A 15,971-nucleotide genomic window follows, 5' to 3' on the forward strand; every position below is an offset into this window, starting at 1 on the left:
GTTACGGAGCTATTCGCCACGGGTCTGAACCCGTGCGACTAGCATGGCTAAATCGGACTCCAATAGCAATGGCCTCCGGCAGGATCAACCGGAATGGTCCTGAGCGAATGCTCAGGGTTAGGCGGGTACACAAAGTTGTGTACACATTGCATGGTCCGTAGTTCGGCGACCACTCCGAAACCGATCGGGTGTCACCGAACTACCAGGGCTAACATCAGATCCCATCTGTACGGCGGACCGCAGGGGTGGAATCCTCATTTCCTTCGGACCTGATTGTTGACTTCGATGGGTCATAAACCCTTCGAAGCTCGTTTGGAGAGAGGAACCAATCCTCGCTCCGACAGGCCCGCGACTGTAGGACGCTGTGAACGTCCTACGATCACTGTGTCTCTTTCTCCGCATCACAACCGAATGCCCTTAACCACTTAAGGGCGTCGAATCGTGGTCGGCGCCGGAATCGATCACCGGCGTCGACTTCGCGGTGTTTACTCCGAATGCCCTCAATCATATAAGGGCATCGGACTCCACTGGCATTGGAACGCAACGCCAGCGGGGGATCACCCCGAGATCGCCCGGGGCGTCCTTCGCATTTCTTCGAATGGCAGGTGAACATATAAGGCCGTCGTTCGAACGGCGCCTCGTCTTGCGATACCATGAACCTGAGTACCATGTTCGACTGGCTGGAAGAGGGACTGTCGAGGGACTGTTTCGAAGGGTGTTGCACGGATGGAGGTCGGCAGGTCATTCCGTAGCTCTTCGACCATCGGTCGAGCCGAGTGGTGTCCGTGCGTTCGTACGTGCGTCCGCGAAGTATATTGTTATAACGAAGTCGCGGCTATCTGCTGGTAAATCCCTCCCCTGTAATCGTGGGTTTACTCTTCGATGTGCTCGATACCCTGTTTCGAGACGTTCGCCTCGGTAATGTCGTCGGGCATCCAGCCGGGACTGTCGTCGGGAGCCGTCTGTTCCCACGCCCAACCCTCGTAGATGTGGACCTTGTCGGTCCCCTTCTCGCGGAGTTGGAGGGTCGTTCGTGTTGCGTCGTCCTCGCTGGACGCAGGCTCGAGCCGACGGGCGGCTTTCAGTGCGGCCTGCCGGGGGGTGTTACCCGAGAACACGCTCGATTCGTCGCCACTGTCTTCGCGCAAGGCGAAGTTCCGTTTTCCGTCTTCGCGGACCATGATAATGCTCCGTGTCAGACGAACACATCCGTCATAATAAACATACCCCTCGAATCGAATGCCTGCGGCCGGATGACTTATATATCCGATTCACTCAGAATCGGAATATAGTGGGGATGACCCATGTTTTCGAGGAGAAAACACTTATGTAGGCCGTGGGCTGAAGTTCGGTAGAGTACCTCGATGGTACGAAAAAAGAAACTGAGCCCGAGTGGCGCGAAGGACGATCAGGGCCAGTACCACAACGTACATCTCAATCTCCACGAGGACGAGCTGGCCGTCGCCGGTATGGACATCGGCGACGAGGTATTCGTCCGAGTTCGGGAAGACAAGATCATCATCCAGAAGGCCAACAAAGACGAGGTCGAACACGATTTCTAACGGCCGTCCTGTCTCGAATGTCGCTTTACTCCCTCCTCCGACCCCTGTTGTTCCGACTACCGGCGGAAACTGCCCATACGACGATCACGACGCTGCTCGCCGGCGCGCAGCGAACGCCGGCAACGGCACTCACCCGCAGGCACTATCAGATCGACGACCCGCGGCTGTCTATGTCCCTGTTCGGTCAGTACTTCCCGAATCCGGTGGGAGTCGCAGCCGGCTTCGATAAAAACGGCGAGTTCCCTCTCGCGCTCGAAGCGCTCGGCTTCGGTCACCTCGAAATCGGTGGCGTGACCGCCGACCCACAGGCTGGCAACCCGACACCGAGGATGTTTCGCCTCCCCGAGGACGACGCCATCGTGAACCGAATGGGTTTCAACAACGACGGGGCCGACCGTGTGGGAGCACGGCTCGGTCGAGCGAACCGCCCCGAGATCCCGATAGGGGTGAACATCGGCAAGTCGAAGGCGACACCGCCCGAGTGCGCCCCAGAGGACTACCGCTATACGTATCGACGACTCGCCGAACACGGCGATTTCTTCGTCGTCAACGTCTCGAGCCCGAACACTCCCGGACTGCGGGATCTCCAGGGAAAGGACCACCTCCAAGGAATCCTTACGACACTTCGGGACGCCGGTGCGAGCCCCCTACTGGTCAAGCTCTCGCCGGACCTCACTAAGCGGGCGATCGAGGACATCATCGGCGTCGTCACTGACCTCGATCTCGACGGTATCGTCGCGACCAACACATCAACGGAGCGGCCCAAGGGGCTCCGCGGAAAACACCGTAGGGAGACGGGCGGCCTTTCAGGTCGTCCGATCGAACCCCGATCGACTGACGTGATCCGCTTTATCGCCGAGCGAACCGACGTTCCGATCGTCGGCGTCGGCGGCGTCTTCACCGCCGAGGACGCCTACCGCAAGGTCCGCGCGGGCGCGAGCCTCGTGCAACTGTACACGGGCCTGATCTATCGGGGCCCCTCGATCGCCCGCGAAATCAACGGGGAACTACTCGCGCTGCTCGAACGCGACGGGTTCGACTCGGTAGAGGACGCAGTCGGCGCGGACCTCGAATAGCTCGAAAAGGGTCAGACGCAGTCGGGATCGAGCTCGATGTCGAGATTCGCGAGCAGTTCCTTTGCCTCCTCGCGCTTCTCCTGATGGTCGGCGAGGAACTCCCTCATCAACACGGCGGCCTGTTCCTTGCAGTCGCCACAGAGTCGCTCGCCGCCGACGCACTCGTCGTAGACCTCCTTTGCGAACTCGTCGTCGGCGGCCGCGAGCAGGTAGGCGTACAGCTCGTAGACGGGACACTCGTCGGCCTTGCCGCCGAGTTCGCGCTGTTTTTCGGCGGTTTCGCGCCCGCCCGTGGTCGCGGATTTGACCTTCTCGTAACCCGTTTCGGGGTCGTCGAGGAGGCTGATATGGCTCGCGGGGATCGACGAGGACATCTTTCCGCCAGTGAGGCCGGTCATGAACCGATGGTAGATCGAGGAAGGCGCCCGGAACCCGTAGCCGCCGTGGTCGAGCTCGACCTCGCGGGCGAGCTCTTCGGCCTCTCCGGATGCGAGTTCGAACGTGTCGATATGGGCCTCGTAGACGCGTTTCTCGCCCTCGACGGCCTCGATCAGCGCCTCGAAGGCATCGGTTGTCGCGTTGCGGTCGAGAAATCGGACCCGCGGGCGGAGTGGCTCCTTGCTCGCAGCGCGGAGCTTCTCGACCGTCGAATCGATAACGGCAGGGTCGTAGACGTCGGCGAGCGTGTCGTGCTCGGCGAGCCAGTCGGCCGCCTCGATGCAGCGCGGGCGGTCGGGGTCCTCGGCGAACTCCCCGCGCCCCTCATAGGCGCACGCGAGCACCGTCCGTTCATCGGGATCGGCCTCGAAGCTCGCGTAGGCCTCGGTGACGCCGAAGTACCGGGTCCGAGCGGCCAGATCGCGCGCAAGCCGGACGTGGGGGTCCTGGTCGGGCCCGACGGGAATGACGGTGGGTTTTGGCTCCTCGAGCTGCGGGTAGAGGATGTCGGCCATCTGGGTGACGACCGACTGCATGTGCGAAATCGAGGTTTCGCCCTCGAAACCGTAGATCGCCGCCATCTCCGAGAAGTTGACCTCGCTGCCGAGTTCGAATGCCAGGTCCTGGAGCTCGCGGTTATCGGACTGGCGGTAGAGCGTCCCGTCCTGGGGGTCGAACCCGAGCGCGAGCAGGCTGAGGAGGTAGTCGCGTGCGTGTTCGTCGATCTCCTCCCACGAGAGCCCGCGCGCGGAGTGGGCTTCGAGGTCGGCGATCAGCCCGTACGTATCGCCGCCCTGCTGCTGGTGCCAGATCAGCTCGTCGAAGACGAGCTTGTGACCGACGTGGGGATCGCCAGTCGGCATGAACCCCGAGAGTGCGGCGAAGGGCTCGCCCTCGCGCATCGCGCGAGCCACCGGGTCGTAGTCGCGATGGCCGAAGATCACGCCCCGGCGCATCAGGTAGTGGGGGTCGGACACCTCGGGAAGAATCTCGTCGAACTCCTCGATGCCGAACTGCTCGAAGAGGTTCCGGTAGTCGTCGACCGTCGAAGATCCCCACGGGTCGAGGGCGACGTCGTCGGTGGCGGCTCCCCCGTCCGGCTGTACCTCCTCGGCCTCGTGTGGTGGGTCCTCGCTCATGGTGTGAGTCTGCCGACCGAGATCCAGGTCGGCTCCGTACCGTCGTTCGCGTCCGTCAGCGCAAAAACCATTCGTTTGCGCACCCCGTGAGCCAGCCGCACGTCGAGCGCGAGCTCCCGGGGCGAGCTGACGTGATCGAGGGGAAGCGCCCGAACGAGGGACTCGGAGTGGCCGAGATCGTCGACCGATCCGACGTCCGAGTACACCCGGAAATCCGCCCCGAACTTGAAGCCAGTCTTGGGGACGACACCGCGCTCCCGAAGCGCGGCGTAGACCGCGAGCCGGCGCTCGAAGCGATCACCCTCGACGGCTCGTCCGCGTTCGAGGGGCGTCCCGTCGACCGAAAGCAGCCCCCGCCGATCGAGGAACGCCGCCTCGAGGAGCGACAGCTGAATCGGTCCCCCGTCACTGTCGCGTCCGGCGAGCGGCTGGCCGTAGAACGCCCGCGAGAACAGCTCCTCGGGCGGGTCCCAGACGACCGCGCGGTCCGCGAGCAGGTCGGCCTCCGCCGAGCGCGAGAACTCGGCGGACGACCCCTCGAGATCGGGTCGATCGATCTGGAAGTAGGTCACTTCGCTCTCCTCGTCGACGACCGCGAGCGCTCCTCGGAGGCGAGTAAGGGAAAGCGACTCGCGCTCGCCGGAGACCCGGAGCTCGTAGAGACGGTCGTCGTCCCACGGGCCAGAACCGCGCTCGTAGACGACGAACTGGGCCTCGGCGGGCGGGTCGGGAACCCAGCCCTCGCGCGCAGGCGAGAGGTAAAAGCCACGTTCGCGGAGGTCGGCGTAGACGAGATAACGAACGAAGAACGTCGGGTCCTCGATCCCTTGGACGAACGCCGGGAAATTCATGTCTTCGACGCGGAGATCGCCACGATACAGCAGATGGGCGGCCTCGACGGGGGCGAGCGCGATCTCGTTGCCGTCGAGCGGGCGGCCGTACCCGCGGGAGTCGTAATATCGTTGACGGGCGTCGCCGGCGACGCGGACCACCCCGTCCTCGATCCGTCCCTGCGGTTCGTTCATACACGGGCTGGGAGCGCCTCGCGGAAGGCCTCACCGGTCGCGATCGCACGCGGAGTCGAGACAGCGGGTCCCTCTGGGCGTTTCGAATCGGGGCAGCCCGCAGTCACACTCGCCGACGGCGACCCCGTCGGGGATCACGTAACCGGTCTCGCAGTCGGGGTAGTTCTCACAGCCCGCGAGCAGCCCGCCCCGGCGGATGACTCGCAGCGAGCCGTCACATTCGGGACAGTCCCACTCGCGGTCGAAGCGCTCTTTGACCGCCGAGTCGAGCGATCCACAGCCCCGCGAGAGACAGAGTTCGAAGCGTTCGCCACGCGCGACGGTCATTTTCGGGAGGCCACACTCACAGCGCTCGTCGAGAACGCTCGCGCCGTCGGGCAGTCCGAACCGGTTCTCACAGCCCAGACACGAGACGACCCCGCCCGCACGCACGAGCGCGCGCTCGCAGTCGGGACAGTCCCCGATGGGAATACCCGCCGCGGAGCCGGGGTACTCGCCGAAGCCGTATGCACTTTCGGACTCGACGCGGAGCGTCTTCTCGCCGGCGATCGCAGTGACGGAAAAACCGCCGTTTCGAGTACTGGCGACCGAGTCGGCACGGGTGAGCCACGCGACGGGCTGGTAGCCGTCGGTGTCGTGAACGAGAACGGTGTTGTCCGGTTTGAGCAGGATGACCACTTCGCCGCGGTGGGTCACCTCGTCGGTATGGACGAGACACTCCCCGGCGAGAACCTGCAGAGAATCGGGTGCGGGCATGGAGTGGCTGGTCCGGCCTCCGTATATGAACGTTCGTCCGGATCGCCCGGCGGTCGGCAGGACTAACCCCCGGGGACGAACACGGCACGTATGGACTGCGTACTGTTCGACATGGACGGCGTGATCGTCGACTCGGAGGACTACTGGGTCGAACGCGAGCGAGAGGAGTTGCTGCCGGCGGTCGTCGAGGAGGACGTGCCCGTGAGCGAGATCACCGGGATGAACTACAAGGAGATCTACGAGTATCTCGATTCGAACTACACGACACGAGTGAGCCGCGAGGAGTACATCGACCGGTTCGAGAAACTCGCCGAGGAGATCTACACCGAGCACGCCGAACTCATGCCGGGCTTTCGGGACCTGCTCGCGGCGCTTCACGTCCGCGGGGTCCGGACCGCCATCGTCTCCTCGTCGCCGCCCGACTGGATCGAAACGGTTAGCGAGCGCTTCGACCTCGAAGGGTTCGACGGGATACTCAGCGCCGAGGACATCGACGGGCCGGGGAAACCGGAGCCGACGATCTACGAGCACGCCGCCGCGAAGTTGGGCGTCGAGCCCGCCGACTGCGTGGTCGTCGAGGATTCGGAACATGGCGTCGAGTCGGCCGCGGCGGCGGGCGCCTACACGGTCGCCTACGAGACGCCGACCAACGCCGAGCACGACCACTCCGCGGCCGACGAGAGCGTTTCGAGTCCCGAGGAGTTGCGCGAGCGACTACTCGCCCTCTGTGACGCGGACTGACCGGCTCTCGACGACGGACGCGAGTGGCAGGTCGGGGAAGACGACCTCGACGGTGTAGGTGAGTTCCTCGGCGTTCCCGCCGAAAACGCCGACTGGAACGGTCGTCGAACCGAGGAAGGTCTCGGTGTCGGTCATTTCGACGTCGTTCACGGTGACGCGAACCGCGGCGTTCGCCCCGCCCGCGGTGGATTCGACGGTCACCTCGCAGATCTCGTTTTCGCCGTGAGCGATCTCCTCGGGGAACACGCCCCAGTCGATGGCGACGGCCGGAAGGGATCCGGCGTTTTCGAGGACCCGCTCGGCAACGCTTTCGGTGAGGCCCGCGTCGACCAACCCCTCGACGCCCGCCGCTCGCATGTCGTCCGGCGAGGTGATCCCCTCGCTCGCGAGCTTGCTCGCCCGGCCGGGGCCGACCCCCGAGATCGCGGTTAGTCCCACCGCGTCGTCACTGACGCCGTACTCGACACGGCCCTCGATCCGGCTCACGAGGGTGCTCGTGCGGGCGTCGGCGAAGCGATCACAGAACGCCTGGAAGGCTGCGAGCAGTCTGAGGGCGTTCTGTCGGATCACCCACGCGTCCCCCGAGAGCTCCGAGGGCGTCGTCCCGGTCATCGCCCCCCGAAGGATCGCGAGTACCTTCCGCTCGCCGGCATCGAGATCGCTTCCGCGTCCGGAGAGCGCCGCGTTGATCGCGTCGCGCTCGGATTGGCGGGCGCTGACGCTGTCGAACTCGCTGGCCTTCGAGACGGTTTCGAGGATCGCGTCCTCGGTGATCTCCTCGCGGGTCGCCAGATCGTGAAACCGGGCGGCCGTCGAGAGACGGAGGTAGTACTTCGAGGCGAGCACGCCCAGCGGGGTGGTCCCGACCGAGAGGTCCTCGCCCACCTCGACGAACCCGCGCTCGACCAACGAGTCGAGGGTGTCACGCACGCGCTCACGAAGCGTTTCGAACCCGTATTCGGCGGGTTTGCTCCGCGCGCGTACGTAGTAGAACGTCGTTTCGAGCCAGTCCATCACGTCCTCCAGATCGCGGATCGTCCCCATCGCGACCTCGGCGTTCAGATGGGCGTCGATGTCCTCGGCGAGGCGCGATTCGATCTCCTTTCCCTCCCGCAGGAGGCGACGATACCGGTCGGCCTCCGAGCGGTCGCAGATCACCCAGCCATACCCCACGTCGTCGTAGCCCGGCCGGCCCGCCCGCCCGAGCATCTGTAGGACGTCGAGCGGGCTCATGTCGACGTCGCCTTCGAGGGGATCGTGATACTTCGTATCACGAATGACGACGCACCGCGCGGGCAAGTTCACGCCCCACGCGAGCGTCGAGGTCGAAAACAGGAGGTGGATCTTTCCCTCCTTGAACCACCGCTCGATCAGATCGCGGTCGTTCTTCGAGAGGCCGGCGTGGTGAAACCCGACGCCGTCGAGCGCGGACTGGCGCAGCGTGTTGTTCTCCAACCGTTGGGTCTCGGTGTGGAAATCGTAGTCGCCGCGTGCGCCCATCGGGACGTCGCGCTCGACGAGTTCGTCGCGGGCCTTCTTCGCGGCCTGGACGGTGTCCTGGCGGGAGGCGACGAAGACGAGCGCCTGGCCGTCCTCGCGGACGTGTGGCTCCGCGAGGTCAAGCGCGCGGTAGAGCCGACGGTACTTGTCGGCAAAGGAGTTCTCGCCGTGCGAGTAGGTCTTGACGTCGGCGTGCAGATCGACCGGACGGTACTCCTCGCCGAAAGCGAAGGTCGTCTCGGGGCCGGCGTCGAGCCAGCCGGCGACGTCTTCGATGTTCGGCATCGTCGCCGAGAGCGCGACGATCCGTGGCTCACAGAGCCGTCGGAGCCGGGAGATCGTCACCTCCAGTACCGACCCCCGCCGGTCGGAGTCGAGCAGATGGACCTCGTCGATCACGCAGCAGTCGATGCCGGTGACGAAGTCATACCGGCGAGAGTCGTGTTTTCTCGTCGCCGAATCGGCCTTCTCGGGGGTCATCACGAGGATGTCCGCGCGGCGCGCGCGCCGGGGGTTGAGGTCGCGCTCGCCGGTGACGACGTACACCGAATACCCCAGATCCTCGAAGCGTTCCCACTCGCCTTCCTTCTCGTTGGTAAGCGCGCGCATCGGTGCGATGAAGAGCGCGGTGCCGCCGTCCTTGAGGGTGCGGCAGATGGCGAGTTCCGCGAGGGCGGTCTTTCCCGAGGCCGTTGGCGCGCTCGCGACGACGTTCTCGTCGCTCTCGATCAGCGCCGGGAGCGCCTCGCGTTGCATCGCGTTGAACGACTCGAAGGGGAAAGCATCGGCGAACTCGGGGAGCGCCTCGGCGACCTGCATCTATCGGATACCGAGCGCCACACAGGAAAGGCGTTTCTAGTCGACCGGATACGACCCCCGCAGGTTTTTGCCCCACCGCTCCCCACTAGCGCCAATGAGTCTCTCGCGCAAGCCCGACTGGTTGAAAACCCGCCCGCCCTCCGGCCAGGAGTTCGCCGGGATCAAACGCACCCTGCGCGAACACGACCTGCACACCGTCTGTGAGGAGGCCAACTGTCCGAACCTGGGCGAGTGTTGGAGTGGCGGGGCCTCGGGGGAGGGGGGCACCGCCACGTTCATGCTGATGGGCGATCGCTGCTCGCGGGGCTGTAACTTCTGTGACGTGAAGACCGGCGGAATGGAGCCGCTCGACGAAGACGAGCCCGCGAACGTCGCGAGCGCCATCGCCGAGATCGGCCTCGATTACGTCGTGCTCACGAGCGTCGACCGCGACGACCTGCCCGATCAGGGCGCGGGCCACTTCGCCGAAACCATCAGGGAAATCAAAGCCCGCCATCCCGGGGTTCTGGTCGAGGTCCTCATTCCCGATTTCCGGGGCGAGCCCGAATTGGTGAGAAAGATCGTCGACGCCGAACCGGACGTGATCGCCCACAACATCGAAACCGTCGAACGCCTGCAGTTCCCCGTGCGCGACCGACGTGCAGGCTACGAGCAGAGCCTTTCGGTGTTAGAGCAGGTGAGCGAGGAATCAAGAATTCACACGAAGACGAGCCTGATGCTCGGCGCCGGCGAGCACACCCACGAGATCTACCAGACCCTCTCGGACCTGCGGGAGGCCGAGGTCGACGTCGTGACGCTGGGTCAGTACCTCCAGCCCTCTCGAAGCCATCTCGACGTTTCGCGCTACGTCCACCCCCACGAGTTCGACACCTGGCGGCGAGTCGCCGAATTCGAACTGGACTTCCTGTATTGTGCCTCGGGACCGATGGTCCGCTCGTCGTACAAGGCCGGCGAACTGTTCGTCGAGGCAGTGTTGCGGGACGGAACGGGCGTCGAGGACGCGCGACGCAGGGCGCGGGCGGCCGGAAACTGATCGGCTCCGATCGGACCTATATAGCAGTCATATCTCATAATATACTCGAGTAGTAAATAATAGTGCAATTATACAAGTAAAAATAGAGGTGCTACGAGGAACCACACGCATGGTTCTAACAGAACTCACGCGGCGGGAGGCACTGGAGGTGCTGGCGCTGGCGGCGGTCAGTACCACCGGGATCGGTGCGGCCGACGAGGACGAGAGTCACGACCACGACGAGGGGGGGCCGACGCTCAACCGCTTCGCGACCTCGATCATCGGCGCGGAGGTCACGGGAATGTTCATCACGCGCGAAGGACGCTTCTTCTTGAACGTTCAACACCCCGACGCGGACCAGGACGGCGAGAACGAACCGGGGATCGTCGGCGGGGTCAGGGGGCTCGATATCAACGACCTACCGAAGGACTTCCCGTCGGTCCAGATACCGGCGGGCGACGACGACGATTACGGCGACGGCGACGGTACTCCGGAATCCTACGATCGGATGGTCCAGACGGCGATGGGGTCCTACCAGCCGATTCTGGAGGGTGGCACCGACATCGGTGACGACGAACGGCTCGGTGTTCCGAGGACGCCCGACGGCGAACACCTGACCGAGGGCGTATGGCCCGACTTCAACGGCTACGTTCCGGCCGAGCGCGACGGGGACGTCCAGGAGGGGTATCTGTTTACCAACTGGGAGACCCGACCCGGAATGATGAGCCGGATCCACATCGTCTCGGAGGGAACCGGTCCGTGGCAGGTCCTCGACGCCGAAAACGTCGACTTCCGTGACGTCGAAGGGACGTGGGTCAACTGCTTCGGTACCGTCTCGCCGTGGGACACGCCGCTGACCTCCGAGGAGAACTACTCCATCCCGGACACCGACCGCTGGAACGACCCCGCTTACGACGGGATCGAGGACGTCGAGCGCCTCGCAAAGTACCTCGGCCACGAACCCAACGACGAGGGGATCTACGACGAGGAGTACCCCAATCCGTATCGCTACGGTTACATCGTCGAGGTCGAGGAGCCGATCGAGAATCCGACCCCGACGAAACAGTTCACGCTCGGACGCTCGACCCACGAGAACGCCGTCGTGATGCCCGACGAGAAGACGGCCTACACCACCTCGGACGGTACCGCTCGCGGGTTCTACAAGTTCATCGCCGACGAGGCGGGAGACCTCTCGTCGGGAACGCTGTACGTCGCACGCGCGATCCAGCAGGGCCCGGTCGGTGGCGACCCCGCGGACGTCGGGTTCCACCTCGAGTGGATCGAACTCGGCCACGCCAATAACGAAGAGATCGAGGAATGGATCGCCGAGTACGACGACGTCACCCAGGCGGAGTACACCGAAGGCGAGACCAGCTACATCACCGACGAGGAGGTCGAGGCGTGGGCGAACGGGAACGCCGAGGACGACCGCGTCGCCTTCCTCGAGTGCAACCGCGCGGCCGACGCATTGGGTGCGACCGTCGAATTCCGCAAGATGGAGGGGATCAACATCCGACGAAACGCCGAGATCGGCGACTACGCCTACGTCGCGATGTCCGAGACCAACCAGACGTTCCTGCCCAACGAGGAGGCCGACGAGGAGTTCCGCGACGACGAGGACCACATCCAGGTGGACGGTGACGAGTGGGGGGCAGTCTATCAGATGCAGCTGTACGGCGAGGACGAGCGCTGTGGCAAGCAGACTGCTGCGCACGACTACGACCTGCTTCGGATGGAGCCGGTCGTCACCGGCGGCCCGAACGCGAATATATGTGGTGGCTGTCCGTACGACGCGCGTCCCGACTCGAAAAGTACCGTCTGTACCGACTGCTCGTTCAACCCCACGAAGGAAAGCGAGGAAGGCATCGTCGGCAAGGGGATGGAGGCGATCGAGACCGTCTTCACCAAACAGGGCTTTGACCCCTCGACGACGATCGCGAACCCCGACAACATCGTCGTGATCGACGACGGTCGCGTGGTTATCGGCGAGGACACGTCCCTCGAGGGCCACGAAAACAACATGATCTGGGTTTACGATCCTGATGACTGAGGCGGTTTTCCACGAACAGACAGCGCTCGGATCTGGTGAGAACTAGATCCGACTGAACGGGTTTTTCTTTCGCGATAGAACCGATATTCGACTAATAAACCGGCATATATCGCGCGTGCCGTCGGTCCGTTGTGAGAGGAGGAAAACCGAATAACAATCGTTACGAAAATCCTATAACCCGAGCGGGAGACGGTTGTGGCATGCTGCGGAGAGTATATTCATGAGCACGGTAGAGCGCGATTCGGCGACGCGCGTACAGGTCCTCGCCGACGACGGGAGCGTTCTCGAGGACAGCGAGGTGCCCGATATCGACGACGAGGAGGTGATTCAGATATACCACCAGATGCGCTTGGCCCGCCATTTCGACCAGCGGGCGGTGAGCCTCCAGCGCCAGGGCCGGATGGGGACCTATCCACCCTTATCGGGCCAGGAGGGCGCACAGGTCGCGAGCGCGCACGCGCTCGACGAGGAGGACTGGCTGTTTCCGAGCTATCGGGAACACGGCGCCGGGCTCGTGCGCGGGCTCTCGCTGGAGCAGACCCTGCTGTACTGGATGGGCCACGAGGACGGCAACGCGATCGCCGAGGGGACGAACATCTTCACCGTCGCGGTCCCAATCGCCTCCCAGATCCCCCACGCCGTCGGGTACGCGTGGGCCGCGAAGCTCAAGGGTGAGGACACCGCCGCGATCTGTTACTTCGGCGACGGTGCCACGAGCGAGGGCGACTTCCACGAGGCACTCAACTTCGCGGGCGTCTTCGACACGCCGAACGTCTTCTTCTGTAACAACAACCAGTGGGCGATTTCCGTGCCCCGCAAGCGTCAGACCGCAAGCGAGACGCTCGCAGGGAAAGCGAGCGCCTACGGCTTCGAGGGCGTGCAGGTCGACGGGATGGACCCCCTCGCGGTCTATCAGGTAACTCGCGAGGCGGTCGAGAAGGCGAAAGACCCCGAGGAGGGACAGCTCCGGCCGACGCTGATCGAGGCCGTGCAGTACCGCTTTGGCGCGCATACGACCGCGGACGACCCCTCGGTCTACCGAGCGGACGACGAGGTCGAGGAGTGGAAGAAGAAGGATCCGATCCCACGACTGGAGACGTTCCTGCTCGAACACGGTTACCTCGACGAGGAGGGGGTAGAAACGATCGAAAGCGAGGTCAAAGAGGAGGTCGCAGGGGCCATCGAGGCCGCCGAATCGGTCGAGCGGCCCGATCCCGAAGAGCTGTTCGCGGACGTCTACGCGGAGATGCCCGGTCGGGTCGAAGAGCAGCTGGAATGGTTCCGCGAGATCCGTGAAACGCACGGCGACAGAGCGCTACTGGAGGACCACTGAATGAGCGAAACGGAGACACAGAACCTGACCCTGGTACAGGCGGTACGGGACGGACTGGCGACAGAAATGAGGGCCGACGAGGACGTGCTCGTCATGGGCGAGGACGTCGGCAAGAACGGCGGCGTCTTCCGGGCGACCGAAGGGCTCTTCGACGAGTTCGGCGAGGATCGCGTGATCGACACGCCGCTTGCGGAGTCGGGGATCGTCGGCACGGCCATCGGGATGGCCGCCTACGGGCTGAAGCCCGTCCCCGAGATCCAGTTCTCGGGGTTCATGTATCCCGCGTTCGACCAGATCGTCTCGCACATGGGTCGGCTGCGCACGCGCTCGCGCGGCCGGTTCACCTGCCCGATGACCCTCCGTGCGCCCTACGGCGGCGGGATCCGCGCGCCCGAACACCACTCCGAGTCGAAGGAGGCGTTCTACGTCCACGAACCCGGCCTCAAAGTGGTGATCCCGAGCACGCCCCACGACACGAAGGGACTGCTCACGAGCGCGATCCGTGACCCCGACCCGGTCGTTTTCCTCGAACCCAAACTCATCTATCGGGCCTTCCGCGAGGAAGTGCCCGACGAGTCCTACGAGGTGCCGCTGGGCGAGGCGGCGGTCCGGCGCGAGGGGTCTGACGTCTCGGTGTTCACCTGGGGGGCGATGACCCGCCCGACGATGGAGGCCGCGGAGAATCTGGAGGGTGAGATCAGCGTCGAGGTGGTCGACCTGCGCACGCTCTCGCCGCTGGACGAGGCGGCGATCGTCGACTCGTTCAAGAAGACTGGACGGGCCGCGGTGGTCCACGAGGCGCCCAAAACCGCCGGTTTGGGTGCTGAGATCGCCGCCACAATTCAAGAAGAGGCGCTGATCTATCAGGAGGCGCCCGTGAAACGGATCACCGGGTTCGACACGCCGTTTCCCCTCTACGCACTAGAGGACTACTACCTGCCCGAGCCGACTCGGATTGAAGAGGGTATCAGGGAGGCCGCCGAGTTCTGATGGTCCGCGAGTTCAAACTGCCCGACGTCGGCGAGGGCGTCGCGGAGGGCGAGATCGTCCAATGGTTGGTCGAACCTGGCGACGAAGTGAGTGAAGACCAGCCGGTCGCGGAGGTCGAGACCGACAAAGCAGTCGTCGAAGTGCCCTCGCCGGTCAACGGCTCGGTGAAGGAGATCCGCGCCGAGGAGGGTGAGGTCGTTCCCGTGGGAGAGGTCATCATCACGTTCGCGGTCGAGGGCGAGGACGAGGACGAGGAGCAAGAAACGGCCGAGAGCGAGGAGCCGACGGAGTCCCAAGAACAGGTCAGCGAGGAGCCCGCGGATATCGGCGACGGGAGCGAACCAATCGAAACGTCCGCCGGCAGGGTGTTCGCCCCGCCGAACGTCCGGCGGCTGGCCCGCGAACTCGGCGTCGACATTTCGAGCGTCTCGGGCTCGGGCCCGAGCGGCCGGGTCACGGAGGGCGACGTTCGCGCGGCCGACGAGGGCAGTGGTGAGAGGTCGAAGGGGCCCAAGCAGTTCGATGCGGGGCTGCAGTCCGCAACACGCAAGGCCGGAGAGAGCGGCGAGGGCGACGGCTCCACGGACGATACCGGAGCCGTCGAGTCCGCGGACCGCGATCGGACGCTGGCCGCGCCCGCGACCCGAACGCTCGCCGAGGAGGAAGGCCTCGACCTGAACCGGGTGCCCGCAACCGAGGAACGCGACGGCGAGGCGTTCGTCACGCCCGAGGCGGTCAAAGAGTACGCACAGGCCCAACGGGAGGCCAAAGCCGCCGACGCGCAGGCAGTCAGCGAGGCTGGAACCGGTGCGGACGGCGAACCGGCGGAGCGCGAGGAACGCGTTCCCTATCGGGGGATCCGCCGGACGATCGGCACGCAGATGGCGACCTCGAAGTTCACCGCTCCGCACGTCAGCCACCACGACACCGCCGAGGTGGAGGGGCTGGTCGAGGCGCGGGCCGAACTGAAAGCCCGCGCCGAGGAACGGGGCGTCCGGCTGACCTACATGCCGTTCATCATGAAGGCGATCGTCGCCGTCCTGAAGGAGTTCCCCGAAATGAACGCCTCGCTCGACGAGGAGAGTGAAGAGATCGTCGTGAAGAACTACTACAACGTCGGAATCGCCGTGGCGACCGATGCCGGGTTGATGGTGCCGGTGGTGAAGAAGGTCGACGAGAAGGGACTCCTCCAACTCGCCTCGGAGGTTAACGATCTCGCGAAGAAGGCACGCGAGCGCTCGATAACCCGGGAGGAGATGCAGGGCGGGACGTTCACGATCACGAACTTCGGGGCGATCGGCGGCGAGTACGCCACCCCGATCATCAACCATCCCGAGGTCGCCATCCTCGGACTGGGCGAGCTGGCCGAGCGGCCGATTGCGGAGGACGGCGAAGTGAAAGCCGCCCACACGCTGCCGCTGTCGCTGTCGATCGACCACCGCGTGGTCGACGGCGCGGACGCGGCGGCCTTCGCGAACCGAGTGATGGAGTATCTGGAGAACCCAACGCTGCTGCTGCTGGAGTAACACA

General features: G+C 64.6%; 13 protein-coding genes and 1 rRNA gene. 8 read left to right on the top strand and 6 right to left on the bottom strand.

Annotation, left to right across the window (positions count from 1 at the left end):
• Together EAO80_RS00535 and EAO80_RS00540 are read right to left on the bottom strand one after the other, a co-directional pair.
• Positions 1 to 95, bottom strand: a 16S ribosomal RNA gene (locus EAO80_RS00535); the annotation flags it as partial.
• 777 nt (positions 96 to 872) lie between these two features.
• The gene (locus EAO80_RS00540) at positions 873 to 1,181 is read right to left on the bottom strand and encodes a non-histone chromosomal MC1 family protein (RefSeq protein ID WP_122087998.1); all 309 of its coding nucleotides are present in this window, start codon (positions 1,179 to 1,181) and stop codon (positions 873 to 875) included.
• 183 nt (positions 1,182 to 1,364) lie between these two features.
• Here EAO80_RS00540 and EAO80_RS00545 point away from each other — a divergent pair, with 183 nt between their 5' ends.
• Both EAO80_RS00545 and EAO80_RS00550 read left to right on the top strand, forming a co-directional pair.
• A complete protein-coding gene (locus tag EAO80_RS00545) occupies positions 1,365 to 1,562 on the top strand; it encodes a hypothetical protein (protein WP_122087999.1) in 198 nt (65 codons plus the stop codon).
• Positions 1,563 to 1,579: 17 nt separating this feature from the next.
• Positions 1,580 to 2,638 (top strand): quinone-dependent dihydroorotate dehydrogenase, encoded by a 1,059-nt coding sequence (locus EAO80_RS00550; protein ID WP_122088000.1) that lies wholly within the window; start codon positions 1,580 to 1,582, stop codon positions 2,636 to 2,638.
• Between the two features lie 11 nt (positions 2,639 to 2,649).
• Here EAO80_RS00550 and EAO80_RS00555 read toward each other — a convergent pair whose 3' ends face one another.
• Genes EAO80_RS00555 through EAO80_RS00565 form a run of 3 tightly spaced genes read right to left on the bottom strand, consistent with a single transcriptional unit; the run spans position 2,650 to position 5,996 of the window.
• Positions 2,650 to 4,215 carry a tryptophan--tRNA ligase gene (locus tag EAO80_RS00555; RefSeq protein ID WP_122088001.1) on the bottom strand — a complete coding sequence of 522 codons (1,566 nt, stop codon included), beginning with the start codon at positions 4,213 to 4,215 and terminating at the stop codon, positions 2,650 to 2,652.
• A complete protein-coding gene (gene endA, locus EAO80_RS00560; RefSeq protein ID WP_122088002.1) occupies positions 4,212 to 5,240 on the bottom strand; it encodes a tRNA-intron lyase in 1,029 nt (342 codons plus the stop codon). Before endA ends, EAO80_RS00555 begins: the two co-directional genes overlap by 4 nt.
• A gap of 30 nt (positions 5,241 to 5,270) precedes the next feature.
• Positions 5,271 to 5,996, bottom strand: a complete 726-nt coding sequence (locus tag EAO80_RS00565; protein ID WP_122088003.1) for an endonuclease NucS domain-containing protein — start codon at positions 5,994 to 5,996, stop codon at positions 5,271 to 5,273.
• A gap of 90 nt (positions 5,997 to 6,086) precedes the next feature.
• Here EAO80_RS00565 and EAO80_RS00570 point away from each other — a divergent pair, with 90 nt between their 5' ends.
• Positions 6,087 to 6,737: an HAD family hydrolase gene (locus tag EAO80_RS00570; protein WP_122088004.1), complete on the top strand. Its 651-nt coding sequence runs from the start codon at positions 6,087 to 6,089 to the stop codon at positions 6,735 to 6,737.
• Here the strand turns inward: EAO80_RS00570 and EAO80_RS00575 are convergent.
• Positions 6,711 to 9,056 (bottom strand): DEAD/DEAH box helicase, encoded by a 2,346-nt coding sequence (locus tag EAO80_RS00575; protein ID WP_122088005.1) that lies wholly within the window; start codon positions 9,054 to 9,056, stop codon positions 6,711 to 6,713. The genes EAO80_RS00570 and EAO80_RS00575 overlap by 27 nt on opposite strands.
• 94 nt (positions 9,057 to 9,150) lie before the next feature.
• Between EAO80_RS00575 and lipA the strand changes: the two genes are divergently transcribed.
• From lipA to EAO80_RS00600, 5 genes are all read left to right on the top strand, one after another.
• A complete protein-coding gene (lipA, locus tag EAO80_RS00580; protein ID WP_122088006.1) occupies positions 9,151 to 10,089 on the top strand; it encodes a lipoyl synthase in 939 nt (312 codons plus the stop codon).
• 109 nt (positions 10,090 to 10,198) lie between these two features.
• Positions 10,199 to 12,118 carry an alkaline phosphatase PhoX gene (locus tag EAO80_RS00585; protein WP_245998374.1) on the top strand — a complete coding sequence of 640 codons (1,920 nt, stop codon included), beginning with the start codon at positions 10,199 to 10,201 and terminating at the stop codon, positions 12,116 to 12,118.
• Between the two features lie 220 nt (positions 12,119 to 12,338).
• Complete coding sequence (gene pdhA, locus EAO80_RS00590; protein ID WP_122088007.1) at positions 12,339 to 13,451, top strand: pyruvate dehydrogenase (acetyl-transferring) E1 component subunit alpha; 1,113 nt, start codon at positions 12,339 to 12,341, stop codon at positions 13,449 to 13,451.
• The gene (locus tag EAO80_RS00595; protein WP_122088008.1) at positions 13,452 to 14,441 is read left to right on the top strand and encodes an alpha-ketoacid dehydrogenase subunit beta; all 990 of its coding nucleotides are present in this window, start codon (positions 13,452 to 13,454) and stop codon (positions 14,439 to 14,441) included.
• On the top strand, positions 14,441 to 15,967 hold the full coding sequence (locus EAO80_RS00600; RefSeq protein WP_122088009.1) for a dihydrolipoamide acetyltransferase family protein: 1,527 nt from the start codon (positions 14,441 to 14,443) through the stop codon (positions 15,965 to 15,967). The genes EAO80_RS00595 and EAO80_RS00600 overlap by 1 nt, the downstream gene beginning before the upstream one ends.
• The last annotated feature ends 4 nt before the right edge of the window (positions 15,968 to 15,971 follow it).

It is taken from the genome of Halalkalicoccus subterraneus, assembly GCF_003697815.1.
GTDB classification, from domain to species: domain Archaea; phylum Halobacteriota; class Halobacteria; order Halobacteriales; family Halalkalicoccaceae; genus Halalkalicoccus; species Halalkalicoccus subterraneus.